The following is a 17009-nucleotide window of genomic DNA, read 5'->3' on the forward strand; positions in this document are numbered from 1 at the left end:
CATCACCGGTTACCCTGCCACGTCCAAACGTTATATCTTTGAAATGGAAATGTTTTTAATGAGGTGCTGGCAATGAAGGACATTCGCTTCTCTATCGTAATCCCCGCTTACAACGCGTCAGAATCGATTGTAACCACGCTGGATTGCGTTAAAGCGCAGACGTATCGCAATTTCGAAGTCATCATCGTGGATGATAAGTCTGCAGATGCCGCCGCGCTGGCAGAGGTGGTTCGCAGCGAACGCTATCAGGATCTCGACATCAATCTGGTGCTTTCTGAGGTCAAACTCAACGGGGCCGGTGCGCGTAACAAAGGCATTGAGCTGGCGACCGGTGATTATGTCAGTTTTCTTGACGCCGATGATGAGTGGGCGGCGGACAAACTGCAGCAGGTGAGTGAAAAAATTGCTCAACTGGACGCCCAGGGCAAAAAGAATGTCGTTATTTTCAGCCAGGTAAATATCTATCAGGACGGCACATTCCTGAAAGTGATGCCAATGCAGCCACCAGGCAAAAATGAAACCGTCGCTGAGTATCTGTTTGGCTGTTATGGCTTTATCCAGACCAGCACGATTGTGCTGAAACGGGAAGATGCGGCGAAAATTCAGTTCGATACCCGCTACATCCGTCATCAGGATTATGATTTCTGCATTCGTGCCGACCGCATGGGCTATGAATTTGTGATGATCGCCGCACCGCTGGCGAACTACCACCTGGTCACAAAATTTGGCTCAAAACATAAAGGCGAATCGGTGAACTACTCGATGTTCTGGCTTGATAGCATGAAGCCGCATCTTACCCCGCGTGATATCCACACCTACAAAGCTTTTAAGCTGCCGCTGCGCTACAAAATGGACGGTAAGTCGCTGATGGCGAGCCTGAGCTTTGCTCGTTACTTCTTCCTCACCAATAAAGACAACCGTGCTTATTTTATGAACCGGGTTAAAGACAAGGTCAAAGCACGTTTTGGCGGTGAGAAAGCGATCTCCTGACGCGCACTGCGCCTCGCTCTGCTCCTGATACCAGGAGCACCTCTCTTTTCGTTTACATTCAGGGTTGAAGATGAATACTTCTGTTGGAACCGTTGGCATTGTTATGCCTATGTACAATGCCCGTCAGACCGTGTTACGCGCTGTGCAGTCGGTTATCAATCAGCACTATACCGACTGGCACCTCTATCTGGTCAACGATAAATCCACTGATGACTCGCTGGCATTTGTGCGGGAGCATTGTCAGGATCCGCGCATTACCATTCTGGATAACGCGGTCAACATGGGCGCAGCTGAGACCCGCAACGTCGGATTGCGCGCGGCCACTGAAGAGATTATTGCCTTTCTTGACAGCGATGATGAGTGGCATGCGGATAAGCTGACCCAGCAGGTAGCTGCTATCGCCGCCGGTGATGATTTTGTGATTACCGAATATCACTATAAAACCCGCAAGGCTGAGCACGACATTACCTACGGAAAGCCTTATCTGCAGCAGGAAAACTTTGTGAAAAAGCAGTATCGCGTCTGCTTCTCCTCTGTCTGTTTCCGCCGTCCGCCACAGGGACTTTTCTTCCAGCGCAAAGGCCATGAAGATTTCCTGTTCTTGTATGAATTATTCACCCGCTATAAGCAGGCTCGCGTAATTCAGACGATTCTTGTCAACTATTACGAATTAGGCGATTCCCTTTCGCGCAACAAGAACAAAGCGGCCCAGTGGCACCTTGAATTATTAAGAATTATCTATAAAAACAATCCGTTAAAAATCTATTACTATTACGCCTGGTATATGGTGAATGGTGTGCTGTTTACCCTTAAGCATCGTTGAGCCTGTCGGCAGGATTGTCTTTATTATTTGAGGTGGATAGCGTTTCATGAAAAAAATTGTCCTGGTGATCAAAGATGCTTATTCGTATGCGGGCACTGAGAACATCTGTAACTTCATGTCAGAGTGTCTTGGCGAAACACATGACGTCACCATCTACTCGCTGGAAGGCAGTGGTAAGACCTTTTATCCGTTTGAACATGTCAGACAGATTGTCAGCTTCGAAGGACAGAGCAACCCCATTAAAAGCGCGGTAGCCCGGATCCACGAAGAGGGTTTCGATACCGTCTTCCTGATCAGCATGGGGCGTCTGAGCGTCATGTTTGCCTTCTGGAATCTGCTGGCAATGAAGAAGAAGCGTGGCAAAGCCTACGCCTGCGAGCACATTGCCATTAACTCTTTCAGCAAACCGATCAAGTTCCTCAAGTTTCTGCTGCTGCGCTACTACGACCGCGTGATTGTTCTGACCGACAAAGATCATCAGGTGTTCAGCCGCTGGCACATTCCCAGCAAGCAAATTCCTAACCCCGTCGTCTACAAAGGTTTTCAGCGTCAGACCCGTCATCGTCAGGCGCTGGCGGTGGGCCGTCTGGATAACCAGAAGGGGTTTGATCTGATGCTGGATATCTGGCGCGACTTCGCACGCAGCCATCCGGACTGGACGCTGGTGATTGCCGGTGATGGTGAACTGCGTCAGCAGCTGCACGATCAGGCCGCCGTACTGGGCATCACTGACAGCGTGAAGTTTGTCGGTAAGGTTAGCAATATCAATGACTACTACCGTGACAGCGATATGGCGCTGATGACCTCGCGTTATGAAGGATTGCCACTGGTGCTGCTGGAAGCTAAATCCTGGTCACTGCCCGTTGTAGCGTATGACTGCCCGACCGGACCGCAGGAGATCATCAATCACGGTGAAGACGGTTTCCTGGTTCCGATGAATGATAAAGCCACGTTTCTGGCGCGAATGGAGCAGCTCGCCACCGATGACGCGCTGCTCTTTGCCATGAGCGATAAAACCAAACAAACCGCGCTGAAATTCGACGGTAAACAAATTAAGCAAAGCTGGCTGTCATTAGTTTAAACGAAGCTGGAAAAGCTCACTTGCGACGTGCCTCAGGGACACCGCTATGGCCAATGGCCTTATTGACTACGGGAATTGATGCATGAAAAGAAGAGACGTTTTACAGACCGCCGCCTCCGCTCTGGTGGGGGCTCTCTCCGTGAGCACCTTTTCCAGCTACGCTGCAAAAAGTAACGGTATTGCCCTGAAGCCGGTTGATGCCACCGCTATTCCAAAAGGTGACGTGCCGATCCTCACGCCAGAAAATATCTACGCGATGCCACCGCAATTCTGGCAGAGCTTTGAAGGAAAACTCTGGATTGGTAAAGCGGGTGTGGATGCCAGTAAGCCTGGCAACCAGATCCCGGTCTTTCTCCGTGACGCTAATGGCAAAGTATCCGAGATTGCGCAGCCTATCGCGTTGAACAAAGGCAATTTTACCCAGTTTATTCAGGACAATGCCGCACTGATTGCTGATCCGTCGCATTCGATGACAGTGGAAGACAGTAACGGTCAGACGCTGTTCAACATTGCGGATGTCAGTCGTCCGGGCGCGGCAGATTTCAGTCAGCGTCTGGCGCAGCCAGCGGGTTATCAGCTGATTGGTGAGATTGCGTCTGTGGCCGAGCTTCGCAAGACCCGTCCCCTGTTTGAAGGGGCCAAGGTTAAGCTGAAAAGCTGGCATGAAGGCCGTGAAGTCGGTGGCGGCGAATTTGTCGGCAGCTTCCAGCCCGTGCAGAATGATGGCGGCGTAAACTTCTCCGGTGAAGGCTTTTCCTGGCGTCGCGTGGTAGACGATTTTAATCGCCTGACGCTGTTTGATTTCGGTGCGATTGCTGATGGCAAAACTGATACGGCGCCTGCCATTATGGCGATGTTTCACTGGTCGCAACAGGCTAACCAGCAGATCTGCATCCAGTTCCCGGCTGGGACCTTTATGGTCTCATCCTGTAACCCTGGTGATAAGAATCTCAATCTCTTCCGCGTCTCTGGGGCAATGGTCAATTTCGGCTATTTCCCGGCGACCACGATCGTTTCTGACGGTAAGTCAGCGTTCGTCTTTGAGGTGAATGCCCGTCGGGTCGAGCTTTCTAACCTGATTTTTGACGGTAACAGCGATAAAAATCCGAACCAGCAGGGCTTTTTTAATAATACCTGTCCTGGCGGACAATTTTTCCGGGGTGCCTGCCTCCGCTTTAACGACGTTGGCGGCACCGCCATCAGCCTGCAGGATACCCTCGATTGTAAAATCGACCAGTGGTACGCCTCACGCTGCAGTGGCGATGTGATTAAATCGGGCTGGTCAGGTCAGAAGCAGGGCAACTGGGATCATAGCACCGCAATTGAGCTGTCAAACTTCAATGCACAGCATTGCCGCGGCGGAAAAGTTCTCAATCTGGCACGCTGCGCCCAGTCAATTATTCATAATGGCTGGATTGAGCACTGCGATAACCCGGGCGATATATCCAATGGCCAGTGGATTGTCGATGCGCTGAGCATTGAAGATTGTAAGAATCCGCTTATCGCCCATAACAGCCGCTTGAATATGCGCCAGACCAGTCTCCAGTCGGGTAGCTGGATTGATAACTCCATGCAGGGCGATCGGCTGCTCAGCATCTGGGAGATGGGGTCGACCCGCGTCGAGTCCTATGGCGTCGCACTGGATGGCAGCCTGAAGTACAACTACATCACCTCACGCTGGCGCTTAGAGAACAACACGAATCAGGAAACCTGGTTTGATCTCGGCAGCCTCTACTCACCAACAGTAGGGGATTCATGGGAGATCGAGATTTTCGGTCAGTCACAATTCAGTAACGGCAGTGGTGATAAGCCGCTGATGAACCTGATCGGCGACAAAACGACCGGCGGTCGTGCGGTGATTCACGTGCAGCGTAAGAAAGACCGCTCGGAAGCGAGCTGGTCAGCCGAAGGCAGCAGCCCGATTGTGGATGTGCGCTATGTGGCTGAGCATGACACCGATGTGCATCTCTACGTCAAACTGGCGGGCTGGACGCCGTCGGCTGCCGTGCTGGTGAAAACCACCGGCAAAGATCGCTTTGTGACCGGACGCTGTGCACGTGTTAACGCGAAGATGGAGAAGGGCAATCCACCGTCAGGTGACGCGACGAAAAGCGCGCCTCAGCGCTTCAGCCTGCACAACGGCAAAGCGGGTATCGGTGCCAACGAGCAGGGCGATCTGCTGATGGCTTCACGTCCAATCTCTGCCGATCAGGTTGATACCAGTAAGCCAGAAGGGTTTGTTTCCGTGGTGATCAACGGGAAACAGGTTGCACTGCCTTACTTCGCGATTAAGTCGTAACAGCGTCTATAACGGCCGCCAGAATGGAGGCGGCCGGTTTTAACAGGAGCACTACCTTTGGGTGCGTTATCCCGTAAAGCATTACTTTTAATCAGAGTTCATTTTGCCCATTGCGGATCTGGGCGGCTTTCAGAATTAAAAAAAATTCATTCGGAGTTTTTATGAAAATTTTATTGGTGGGTAACCACACGTGTGGGAACCGCGGGGATGGCGCGATTCTTCGTGGACTGATTGATTCAATGCGGTCTGCACGGAGTGATTTAGAGATTGACGTTATAAGCCGTTATCCAACCAGCTCCGGTTATCTGCTCCAGCAGGATATACAGCAGGATGCGCTGTATCTGCACAACAGCAAGTCTGGTAAAGGTCTGGTCGGTTCGTTTAAGCGTAAAGTCGCGAACCGCCTGATGCCCGATATCATGATGGCGCATCTGGGCAAGGGCGGGATCTTTAAGTCCTTCTCAGTACCACCGCACCTGAAAGCGTTTACGGAAAGTCTGGAAAAATATGATGCGATTATTCAGGTGGGCGGATCGTTCTTCGTTGACCTCTATGGCGTAACTCAGTTCGACCATGCGCTCTGTGCACTGATGGCCAAAAAGCCGATCTACCTGATTGGCCACTCGGTGGGGCCTTTCCAGAACCCGCGCGTTAATGCGCTGGCGAATTTTGTCTTTGATCGGGTCGACAGCCTGGTGCTGCGCGAATCGGTCAGCCTTGATCTGATGAAGCGCGATGGCGTGACCAGCTCTAAAGTGGCGTCTGGTGTGGATACTGCTTTCCTGGTACGTGCGCGTGAAGTCGAAAACCCAAGCCATAACCTGCTCTACTGGCAGGGCATTATCGATGGTCGTAAAACCATCGCGATCACCGTACGTGAACTGGCGCCGTTTGATAAGCGTCTGGGGGTCACACAGAAAGAGTATGAAGCAGCATTTGGCCGGGTCATCAACGCCATGATTGCGGAAGGCTATCAGGTTGTGGCGTTCTCAACCTGTACCGGCATCGACAGCTATGCCAAAGATGATCGCATGGTCGCACTGACACTGCGTGACCATGTGACGCAGCCTGAACATTACCATGTCATCATGGATGAGTTTAATGACCTGGAGCTGGGCATCCTGCTGAGTCATTGTCATCTGACCATTGGTACCCGCCTGCACTCGGCAATTATCTCCATGAACTTTGGCACCCCGGCTGTGGCAATCAACTACGAGCACAAGTCGATGGGTGTGATGAACCAGCTTGGTCTGCCGCAGATGGCAACCGACGTAAAAAGCCTGATGGATGGCTCGCTGATCGATAAGGTAAAAACGGTCCTTGCCGATTACGACAACATCAAGCTGAAGGTCAACACGGCCGTTGCGAATGAAAGGGAAATTGGCAACCGGATCACTGAAGAGATTCTCAAAGTATTAGGGTAATGTGATGAAACTGACTTTTTTCACCATGCGTTTCCCGGTTGCCTCTGAGACATTCGTACTAAATCAGGTAACCCATTTTATTGATGCCGGTTACGAGGTGGAGATCATTTCAGTCTTTCCCGGCGATTTAGTGAACCGGCATGCCGCGTTTGATGAGTATGGTCTGGCGGCGAAGACGCACTATCTGCTGCCGGAAGAGAAAATCTCAATTGTCGATAAGCTGAACCAGCGTATCAAACTGGTGCTGCCAAAAGTGACCAAACCGTCGCTGCTGCGTTCGCTGAATGTGCGCCGTTATGGCGCGCAGTCCAGCAAGCTGCTGCTGCCGTCGATTGTGGCGAATGCAAAGCAGACCTTTACTGCAGATGTGTTCCTGGTGCATTTCGGCTATGCCGGTGCGCTGGCGAACAAGCTGCGTGAACTGGGCGTGCTCAAGGGTAAACAGGCGACCGTGTTTCATGGCGCCGATATTTCCCGTCGTCACATTCTGGAAGAGCACAAACTCGATTACGTCAATCTGTTCCGCCAGAGTGAGCTGATGCTGCCTATCAGCCATCTGTGGGAAAACAAGCTGATCGAGATGGGCTGTCCGCCGGAAAAAATTCACGTGACGCGTATGGGCATTGAACCGGAGAAGTTTAACTTCCAGCCGCGCCAGGCGTTCCAGACGCCGTTGCGTATCGTTTCGGTGGCGCGTCTGACCGAGAAGAAAGGGCTGGATGTGGCGGTCAAAGCGAGCGCCATCCTGAAGCAGCGTGGCGGTCAGTTTCAGTACACCATCATCGGCAATGGCGATCAGGATGAGATGATGCGTGATTTCATCGCCCGCGAGGGGATGGAAGATTGCGTCAGCATGCCGGGCTTCAAACCGCAGGAGGAGATTCGTCGTGCGCTGAGCGAAGCCGATATCTTCCTGCTGCCGTCTAAAACCGCCGCAGATGGTGATATGGAAGGTATTCCGGTTGCACTGATGGAGGCGATGGCGGTGGGCCTGCCGGTCGTCTCAACCTTCCACAGTGGTATTCCGGAACTGATAGAGAACAACGTGTCTGGCTGGCTGGTGGAAGAGGACGATCCTGAGGCGCTGGCGGAAACGCTGCTGAAGCTCTCTCAGGGCGAAGTGGATGTGGCGCCAGTCGTCGCAGCTGCACGTCACAAAGTTGAGACTGAATTTAATCAGCATATCGCCTATGGCGAACTGGCACAGATTCTGGAGCGACTGGTGTGAGTGGATTTAAGTCACAGGCGATTTGGCTGTTCGGCAGCACCTGCTTTTCCGCAGTGTTGCAGGTTGCACAGCTGAGCTTTCTCGCCCGCAAACTGGAAACCCACGAGCTGGGCCTGTTAGCCATCATCAACGCCATCCTGGCGGTGGCGGGTGTGCTGCAGGATATGGGGATGAGCAGTTATCTGGTGCATCGCCAGAATATTACTCGTCGTGAGCAGAGCACTATCTACTGGGTGAACGTCTCACTCAGCTTGTGCACCGGTCTGATCATGTTACTGATCGCCTTCCCGGTTTCCTGGTTCTATCATCTGCCAGAGCTGACCGGGCTGATCATGCTGACCAGCCTGAACTTCCTGGTGCTGGGGCATCTGTCCCAATATCAGGCGCACTACATCAAAACCAAGCGGATGGTCTCGCTGGCGAAGATTGAGATGGGCACCAAGCTGTTTGCCTTCCTCTGTGTCGTGGCGATGCTGGAGTTCACCTCGCTCACGGTGGCAGCCGCGATTCTGGGTCTGTTTATCAACGCCTTTACCCGCATTCTTTGCATGATTGCGCTGGGCGAAAAGTCATGGCGTCCGACGTGGGAGTTCGACAAAGCGACCTTTATCGGCGCCATTCGCTACGGCAGCTATCAGCTCGGCTCGCAGACTATTAATCAGCTGCGTACTCAGGCGGATGCGCTGGTGGTGGGTAAAGTGATGGGCGCCGAGATGCTGGGTGTCTACTCGCTGGCGAAAGAGCTGGTACTGCAACCGCTGAAGCTGGTCACGCCGGTGATCAACCGTCTGGCACTGCCACGTTTTGCTGAGAAGCAGCACGATCCCGAGCAGCTGAAAAAGCTGTTCCTGAAGGGCACGCTGGGGATCATGTTGTTCAGCAGCGCGATGTACCTGGTGATTGGTATCTTCTCGCCGGTCATCGTCCGTGTGCTTTATGGTGCGTCGCATGAGCAGGTTTATCATCTGATTCCGCTAATGCTGCTGTTTGGCATGCTGCGACCGATGGGCGGCCTGACCGGGGCGATTTCACAGGCTAACGGGCGGACCAACGTAGAGTTTTACTGGAACATTGTGGCGAGTATTGTGGTGCTGGCCGTACTGGCGACCACCTTTATCTGGCCTAACGTGCTCTACGTGGCGCTGACGCTCTCTATCTCGCAGATCCTGATCTCTGCACTGGCGCATCCGTTCTTTATAAAGCCGGTGATTGGCATTCGGTTTATTCCTTATGCCCGTCAGTGGGTGGCGGTGTCGGTGGTATTTGTCGGTGTGATGTTGCTGGTAAATCACTTTAATCTGTTTGTGATGCCAGAGTGGTTTGAAGGCTGGCTCTGATTACTGCACAGATATATCAACGGGCGACCTTAGGGTCGCCCGTTTTCATTTATGGCTGGTCTCAGGCATCCAACGGATAGTGCTGCAGATCACAGTCGTCATATTCGATTACTGATTGTCTTTATTCAGTTTATGCCGTATCTGGCAATGGGCAAAATGCCGAATTTCCAAGATATGACAGAGAGTTACTGTCCGCTTTTCAGATAAAGATTATACTTGGACTTCCGGCCGATCCTGCATAATCGACCCACATCTTCATTTTATTAAACGGAATAAATATGACCAAGCTTAAAGCAGTAATCCCCGTTGCGGGCCTCGGTATGCATATGCTCCCTGCGACTAAAGCCATTCCGAAAGAGATGCTGCCTGTCGTCGACAAACCGATGATCCAGTACATCATTGACGAGTGTGTTGCCGCGGGTATTAAAGAGATTGTGCTGGTCACGCATGCATCTAAAAATGCAGTAGAAAACCACTTCGACACCACTTACGAGCTGGAAGCACTGCTCGAAGCACGCGTTAAGCGTCAGCTACTGAGCGAAGTGCAGTCTATCTGCCCGCCAGGCGTAACGATCATGAACGTGCGTCAGGCACAGCCACTGGGCCTGGGTCACTCCATTCTCTGTGCCCGTCCAATGATCGGTGATAACCCGTTCGTGGTGGTGCTGCCAGACGTCCTGCTGGATGATTCTACCGCGGACCACATGCGTTATAACCTGGCTGCAATGGTTGCCCGTTTCGAAGAGACCGGCCACAGCCAGGTCCTGGCGCAGCATATGCCAGCGTCCGATCTGACTGAGTACTCGGTGATCACCACTGCAGAGCCGATTGAACACCCAGGTGACATCAGCACCATCACCGATTTCGTTGAGAAGCCAGAAGATACTGCAGGACTGAGCTCTGACCTGGCTGCGGTTGGTCGCTATGTTCTTTCTGCTGATATCTGGGCGGAACTGGAGCGCACTGAGCCAGGCGCATGGGGTCGTATTCAGCTGACCGATGCGATTGCGAGCCTGAGCAAAAACAAAACCGTTGATGTTTCGCTGCTGACCGGTCACAGTTTCGACTGCGGTCGTAAACTTGGATACATGCAGGCGTTTGTCTCTTACGGACTGCGCAGTAACGCGCAGGGTCGTGAGTTCCGCGAAGCTATCCAGACCATCCTCGCAAAACAAAAGTAATAAATTCGCCGCGTTCTGCGCGGCAGATTGAAAGGAGCTCACATGGCAATTTTAGTAACGGGCGGAGCAGGGTATATCGGCTCCCATACCGTACTGGCGCTGTTGCAGCGCGGTGATGATGTTGTGGTTCTGGATAACCTCTGCAATGCCTCTCGCGAAGCGATTAACCGCGTTGAGAAACTGGCGGGTAAAAAAGCGACCTTCGTTGAAGGCGATATCCGTGACCGTGCCTGCTTGCGTGATCTGTTCGCGTCAAACAGCATTTCAGCCGTCATCCACTTCGCAGCCCTTAAAGCAGTGGGTGAATCAACCCGCATGCCGCTGGAATACTACGAGAACAACGTAGCAGGCACCGTGGTGCTGCTGGAAGAGATGCGCAACGCCGGCGTCTGGAACTTCATCTTCAGCTCATCAGCGACCGTCTATGGCGCAGATGCACCGGTTCCATACGTTGAGACCACCCCGATTGGCGGCACCACCAGTCCTTACGGCACCTCTAAGCTGATGACAGAGTTCGTGATGCGCGACTTTGCTAAAGCAGAGCCGAAGTTCAAGGCCATTGCCCTGCGTTACTTCAACCCGGTTGGCGCGCATGAGTCTGGCGAAATCGGTGAAGACCCGACGGGTATCCCGAACAATCTGCTGCCATACATCGCGCAGGTTGCCATTGGCCGTCTGGAGAAGCTGGGCGTGTTTGGCGGTGATTACGATACGCCAGACGGTACCTGTCTGCGTGACTATATCCACGTGGTAGACCTGGCAGAAGGGCACCTGAAAGCGCTGGACCACCTCAACAAAGTGGAAGGCTACACCGCCTTTAACCTGGGCGGTGGCAAAGGCTTCTCTGTACTTGAGATGATCAAGGCGTTTGAGAAGGCGTCTGGTAAAGCGATTCCGTTTGAGATCAAACCACGCCGTGACGGCGATTTGCCTGCATTCTGGGCCGATGCTTCACTGGCGAACAGTACGCTCGACTGGCGCGTAACGCGCGGCATCGATGAGATGATGCGCGATACGTGGAACTGGCAGAGTAAGAACCCGGATGGGTTTGAATAATCTCTTATTGAACAAAAGTAAAAGCCTGTCAAGTGACAGGCTTTTTGCATTTTTGAAACGGGAAGATTATGAATAATTTATCGCTTTAACCTACTTATGGTCGATGTTAGGATTTGTCAAAAATAGTAATGTTATCACAAGTCTCCAAGTAACCGGTCTACAAGAGGATTTTTGGCTAAAATTTAAACGCTGGGTTGAATGATAGCGATTTGGTAGCTTAAGCCAGGGGCGGTAGCGTGTTCCAAAGCATTGATGAACTGAGGCTTTAATGAGAATTATGTATTTTGTAAACACGGACTGGTATTTTGAGCTTCACTGGTTGGACCGTGTAAGCAAACTTGTAAATGATGGTTATGATGTCCATCTTATAACCTGTTTTAATGACGAATTAGTAAAAAAGAGACTGCAGTATATTGGCATTCATTGCTGGCACATCGAAATAGATAGATTTTCGATTAATCCTTTCAGTAATGTAATAAATCTCATCTCTTTTTTTAAGCTTTTTAATAAAATAAAGCCAGATTTGATTCATACCATAACAATAAAGCCCAACATAATTGGGGGTATGGTTGCAAGATTTAAATCTATTCCACAAATAATAAGCGTGGTTGGGTTGGGAAGAGTATTTTTAAGGGAGAATTTATTAAAAAAGGTTGCAACCTTATTATACAGAATAGTTATTTACAAAAATAAAAGAGTGCAATTGATCTTTGAACATGAGTCGGATAAGCGTGTTTTAGAAAACATGGTTGTTATTGATTCCTGTAATTTACATGTAATTGATGGTGCAGGTATAGATGTTGAAAAGTTCCCATATACTCCAGAAATACAAACCGAGAGTATTAAAGTCCTTTTTGCCAGTAGATTACTAAAATCTAAAGGGTTGGAAATTCTAGTTGAAAGTATTAGAAAGTTAAAAGCAGAGGGTTTAGATATAATTTTATATGTTGCAGGCATTGTTGACGAAAAAGACCCTGATCGTATCTCCATGCAACAAATAAAAGAATGGCAAAATGAAGGTCTCATAGAGTGGTTGGGTACGAGGAATGATGTAGATGCTCTTCTAAAAGAGTGTAACATTATGGTGCTTCCAACTAAATATGCTGAAGGCATACCACGTATTATATTAGAAGCATGTGCAATTGGAAGAGCCTGTATTGTTGGTAATATGCCAGGTTGTCGAAGTATTATTGAGAATAGAGTTAATGGCATGATTCTCGCAGAGCATTCTGTTAATGAATTAAGCAATAGTTTATCACTTTTATCCAGTAATCCAGACTTACGTAAAGCATATGGTATTATTTCTTCTGAAAAAATAAAGAATAAATTTTCAAAAGAAGTAATTATTAGTAAAACGGTTGAAGTTTATAACTTTGCAATAAGTAATAATTTACACGATTGACAGGAACGAAAATGTTATCTGCTACTAAAAACATGTTTAAAAGCTTTCAGAAAAATAGAGGGCTTATTTGGCAAATGTCTAAAAGAGAGGTAATGGGTAGATACAAAGGTTCATTTTTTGGATTAGCATGGTCTTTGTTTAATCCTTTAATGATGCTCGTTGTGTACACATTTGTATTTTCCGTTGTATTTAAAACGAGGTGGGGCAGTGACCCGAATGCAGGTAAAACAGACTTTGCCATTGTTTTATTTATTGGATTGATTATTTTTAATTTATTTTCTGAATGTATTGGACGAGCCCCGAGCTTAATTACATCTAATGTAAATTATGTCAAAAAGGTAGTCTTCCCTCTTGAGGTTCTGGCTTTTATAAATTTTTTTGCAGCTATGTTTCATGCGCTAGTGAGCTTTTTTGTGCTTTTATTAGCTATCTTAGTTTTCAAACAACATATTCATCTGACTTTGCTTTTGCTTCCTATTATCGTTTTACCATTGATGCTTGCCATATTAGGGCTGAGTTGGATCCTATCTGCACTGGGTGTGTTTGTGCGTGATATAGCACAAACAATTGGAATTATTATTAGTGTGTTAATGTTCATGTCACCCGTTTTCTATCCGATTTCGGCGTTGCCAGTTACATTTCAAAAAGTGATCATGTTAAATCCACTTGCATTCATGATTGAAGAAGCGCGAAAAGTAGTTTTTTGGGGAGTTAGTCCTGACTGGTTAATGCTGGTAATAAATTTAGTTATTGGTGGCCTTATTTGTGTAGTTGGATATTCATTCTTCCAGAAAGTAAGAAAAGGGTTTGCAGATGTCCTTTAATGAAAGTGCAATAATTGTTGATAATGTAAGTAAATGCTATCAAATATATGACAATCCACGTGACCGCTTAAAGCAGTTTATTTACCCAAAGTTTAGAAGTATTTTTGGGCATGCAAGCGAGAACTTTTACAATGAATTCTGGGCTCTTAAAGATATAAACTTTGAAATAAAAAAAGGTGAGTCGGCTGGTATTATTGGTCGTAATGGTTCAGGTAAAAGTACGCTATTACAGATAATAACCGGAACTTTAACACCAACAAGTGGGACTGTTTCAACTCAAGGACGTATAGCTGCATTACTGGAGTTGGGATCTGGTTTTAACCCTGAATTTACAGGAAGGGAGAACATATATCTCAATGGAGCAGTACTTGGTCTTACAAAAAGTGATATTGATAATAAATTTGATGCTATTGCAGGTTTTGCTGATATTGGCACACATCTGGAGCAACCTGTTAAAACATATTCAAGTGGCATGATGGTAAGGCTTGCTTTTGCAGTCCAAGTTCAACTCGAACCTGACATACTCATCGTTGATGAGGCACTGGCTGTTGGAGATGCATTATTTCAAAAACGTTGTTTTCGACAGATAGAAAAACTTACTAGTAATGGTGTCACACTGCTTTTTGTATCACATGACCAAGAATCTGTTAGAACACTTACAAACAAATCAGTTCTATTAGATCGTGGAAATCAAATCATGACGGGATTGTCTTCCGAAGTACTGTTGGAGTACAGAAGATTGCTTCATGATGAAGAAAATAAATTTTACTCGAATCTTGCTAATGATATTGCAGAAAGAACGAAGTCTGATGCTGAATCTACCACAATCGTTACTGGTAATACGGAATTACAAAATACTGACACAGGAAATGCGTCAGTAACGTCTGATCTATTACGATCTGATAAACTTTCTTTTGGTGAAGGCGAAGCTGTTGTAGATGGAGTGGAATTATTTAATACACAAAATGAAGTAAGCAATGTCTTTAATCCGGGGGAAAAAATAACGATAAGAGTTCATTTCTCCGTTTATCAACCTACCGATAAACTTAACATTGGTATACGAATTAGAAATAAGGAAGGGGTAAAAATATATTCCTGGGGTACCCTAAACCAAGATATGTATAAAATTAGCTCAGGTGTTAAAGATGAATTATTCTGGCAGAAAAAATTCGAGAATGGTTACAAAGGTTTCGTCGACCTTGAGTTTGAGTGCACGCTGGGTAGCAACTTATATGAAATTCAGGCGTCTGTAAGTTATGAAGAAACACCAGATTATTTTTCACAACGCATATTGCATTGGCGAGATGAAGCCGCCTTTTTCCATGTTCACGTGTTAAGAGATATCTACTTCTTTGGCGGCATAGCTGATTTGAAAATGATTGCTAAGTGGTGATGAAATGTTGAACCCTGAATTCATTGATAAAATATATGGTGTTGGTAGTTACGTATTAATTAATTGCAGCAGTGAATTCTCGAGTTATTTTTTGTCAGCTGGTTACACTGTATTTGATATCCAGGATTGTAAAAAAGCTGTAGCTTTTGATGCAGACAATAACTATGATTACCTGATAATTAACTTTAGAACCTCAAATGATAACATAGGATTCAATGATTTCATTGAAAATCATTTTCGATGTTACAATCATTATAAGAAGATTTTAGTCAACATAGATGAAGGAACGCAGAAGCTATCACAATCAGTTGAGTTTCAATCAATAATAAAAAATTATGGATTTAAACATGACATTATTACTACTGATTTGCTTGCAATATATCCTGCTGCTCAGTCATGCATTCCATTAATATCTGTAACTCTGGCACCCTATCATGATGGTGCAATAAAAAAAGAAAACTCTCTTCGCGAGCTTACCCAGTATGTCAGACCAAATGAAACTGTAGGAGTAATATACGAGAATTGCGATTATTTTTCTGATTTAATATCGCAAACTTCTATAATTAGGGATATAAAAAAATTTAAAAACGACCAGTCATTTTTTAAGGGGGTTCGTTTTATTAATGATGTTAATGAACGGATTGGAAGAGGGAAAAAGAAATATTTTGATTGTATTTTTATACTAAGTGGCACAAGTGAAATAACAAATCTGGACGCGTTAATTAAATATTCTGAAAATTTAAGTCCTGGCGGTCGTATTATATTTAGCTCAGACAGTTTTCAAGATTTAAGACCTGGTAACCGCTTTGAAGTTGAAGTTGCATATACCAATAATGAACGCCTGATTTCAAATAATTTTTGCGGTTGCGATATCATTCAAAATGATCTTGATGGCTATTTCGTTGTAATGAAAGATCCACTAAATGATATTGATAAATTTGAATATATAGAAAAAACATACTTATATAGTTCACCCCCAATGAACTTAATTATGTTTCAAAGAGATTATCATAATCCTTGGCTCCTTAAAGCAATGGTAGAATTTCCAACACGAAATAAAAATAAATTTGCACTTAAAAGATATGCTGAGAAAATCCTCAAAGAATATGACGATACGCTACCTGATTTTGCTGCGGCTATAGCGATTCTCGGTTATCAATCTTTTTCAGACGAACAAAATATACCTTTTATTATTGATAAAGTTATTCATTATGTACATGATGTTGATAAGATAAAAAAGAAATCTGCTCATCAAATGAGATGGCTGATATCTCTCTCAGTGTTAGGTGCAGAACTTTTAAAGTTAAACAATAAAAAAAATGAAGCTTTGAAGTTATATCTTAAGGCGATTAGCTATCCTTTTAATAAATTTAGTCCAACTATAGGAACTAAAGTTCTTCAGGCGTATTACAATATTGCTATGATACTTTATATGTCTGGGGATAAAATAAGTAGCATTAACTACCTTTCAGAGGGGCTTGAAAAAGGCATAGATATTTTGAATGTATCGTATGAAGAGCTTTTAGGGAAGAAAGAAAAACCCCTTGTATTCACTCTGTTCATATACCATGACATAATTGACTGGATGATAAAGATCATTTATTTGAAAAATCATTTAGGCTTTCATGATAATCTAATACCATCTTTAAACAGTAATGTCTGGTCAATCTTACTTAAAGAACGCATGGATGCTATTAAAAACATGAATAGTATGATTAAAGAAAGAGATAACACTATATCAACACAGGGAGGTATGCTTGAAGAGCGCATGAACGGTATTAATGAACTTGAATTAGTAATACATGCACAGCAAAGGCTCATTGAAGAACGATGGGAGGCTATGCAAGAAATGGAAAAGATGATTATTGAAAGAGATAACACAATTTCTGAGCTTAAAAATTTAATTTAAATGACGACGAAGGGCATCCGTTTGCTTTTCTTATTTTACATCATTATTAGGTCTTTAATTGA

13 protein-coding genes are annotated in these 17009 nt (G+C 46.5%); all 13 read left to right on the plus strand.

All coding sequences use genetic code 11. The features are described 5' to 3' along the window. Positions 1–72 precede the first annotated feature (72 nt). The 13 genes from IAI47_RS06960 to IAI47_RS07020 all read left to right on the plus strand — a co-directional run bounded on the left by IAI47_RS06960 (position 73) and on the right by IAI47_RS07020 (position 16947). Entirely contained in the window at positions 73–990 is a 918-nt protein-coding gene (locus tag IAI47_RS06960) for a glycosyltransferase family 2 protein (protein WP_008926081.1), read from the plus strand. 70 nt (positions 991–1060) lie between these two features. Continuing rightward, positions 1061–1813, plus strand: a complete 753-nt coding sequence (locus IAI47_RS06965; protein ID WP_008926080.1) for a glycosyltransferase family 2 protein — start codon at positions 1061–1063, stop codon at positions 1811–1813. Positions 1814–1859: 46 nt separating this feature from the next. After that, the gene (locus IAI47_RS06970; protein ID WP_008926079.1) at positions 1860–2894 is read left to right on the plus strand and encodes a glycosyltransferase; all 1035 of its coding nucleotides are present in this window, start codon (positions 1860–1862) and stop codon (positions 2892–2894) included. A gap of 82 nt (positions 2895–2976) precedes the next feature. Next, complete coding sequence (locus tag IAI47_RS06975) at positions 2977–5193, plus strand: phage tailspike protein (protein ID WP_008926078.1); 2217 nt, start codon at positions 2977–2979, stop codon at positions 5191–5193. Between the two features lie 161 nt (positions 5194–5354). Beyond that, positions 5355–6617, plus strand: coding sequence for a colanic acid biosynthesis pyruvyl transferase WcaK (gene wcaK / locus IAI47_RS06980; RefSeq protein WP_008926077.1), 1263 nt, complete (start codon positions 5355–5357; stop codon positions 6615–6617). A gap of 4 nt (positions 6618–6621) precedes the next feature. Next, complete coding sequence (locus tag IAI47_RS06985) at positions 6622–7845, plus strand: glycosyltransferase (RefSeq protein ID WP_004571291.1); 1224 nt, start codon at positions 6622–6624, stop codon at positions 7843–7845. Further along, on the plus strand, positions 7842–9182 hold the full coding sequence (locus tag IAI47_RS06990) for a lipopolysaccharide biosynthesis protein (RefSeq protein ID WP_008926076.1): 1341 nt from the start codon (positions 7842–7844) through the stop codon (positions 9180–9182). Before IAI47_RS06985 ends, IAI47_RS06990 begins: the two co-directional genes overlap by 4 nt. 278 nt (positions 9183–9460) lie before the next feature. After that, positions 9461–10363 carry a UTP--glucose-1-phosphate uridylyltransferase GalF gene (gene galF / locus IAI47_RS06995; protein ID WP_008926075.1) on the plus strand — a complete coding sequence of 301 codons (903 nt, stop codon included), beginning with the start codon at positions 9461–9463 and terminating at the stop codon, positions 10361–10363. 42 nt (positions 10364–10405) lie between these two features. Next, on the plus strand, positions 10406–11419 hold the full coding sequence (gene galE / locus IAI47_RS07000; protein WP_008926074.1) for a UDP-glucose 4-epimerase GalE: 1014 nt from the start codon (positions 10406–10408) through the stop codon (positions 11417–11419). A gap of 277 nt (positions 11420–11696) precedes the next feature. Further along, complete coding sequence (locus IAI47_RS07005; RefSeq protein ID WP_187961245.1) at positions 11697–12821, plus strand: glycosyltransferase family 4 protein; 1125 nt, start codon at positions 11697–11699, stop codon at positions 12819–12821. Positions 12822–12832: 11 nt separating this feature from the next. Further along, positions 12833–13645, plus strand: coding sequence for an ABC transporter permease (locus IAI47_RS07010; RefSeq protein ID WP_008926072.1), 813 nt, complete (start codon positions 12833–12835; stop codon positions 13643–13645). Then, complete coding sequence (locus IAI47_RS07015) at positions 13635–15038, plus strand: ABC transporter ATP-binding protein (protein WP_008926071.1); 1404 nt, start codon at positions 13635–13637, stop codon at positions 15036–15038. Before IAI47_RS07010 ends, IAI47_RS07015 begins: the two co-directional genes overlap by 11 nt. 4 nt (positions 15039–15042) lie before the next feature. Continuing rightward, positions 15043–16947 carry a hypothetical protein gene (locus tag IAI47_RS07020; RefSeq protein ID WP_187961246.1) on the plus strand — a complete coding sequence of 635 codons (1905 nt, stop codon included), beginning with the start codon at positions 15043–15045 and terminating at the stop codon, positions 16945–16947. Positions 16948–17009: the final 62 nt, after the last annotated feature.

The sequence above is a fragment of the Pantoea sp. MT58 genome, from assembly GCF_014495885.1.
GTDB lineage: Bacteria > Pseudomonadota > Gammaproteobacteria > Enterobacterales > Enterobacteriaceae > Pantoea > Pantoea eucalypti.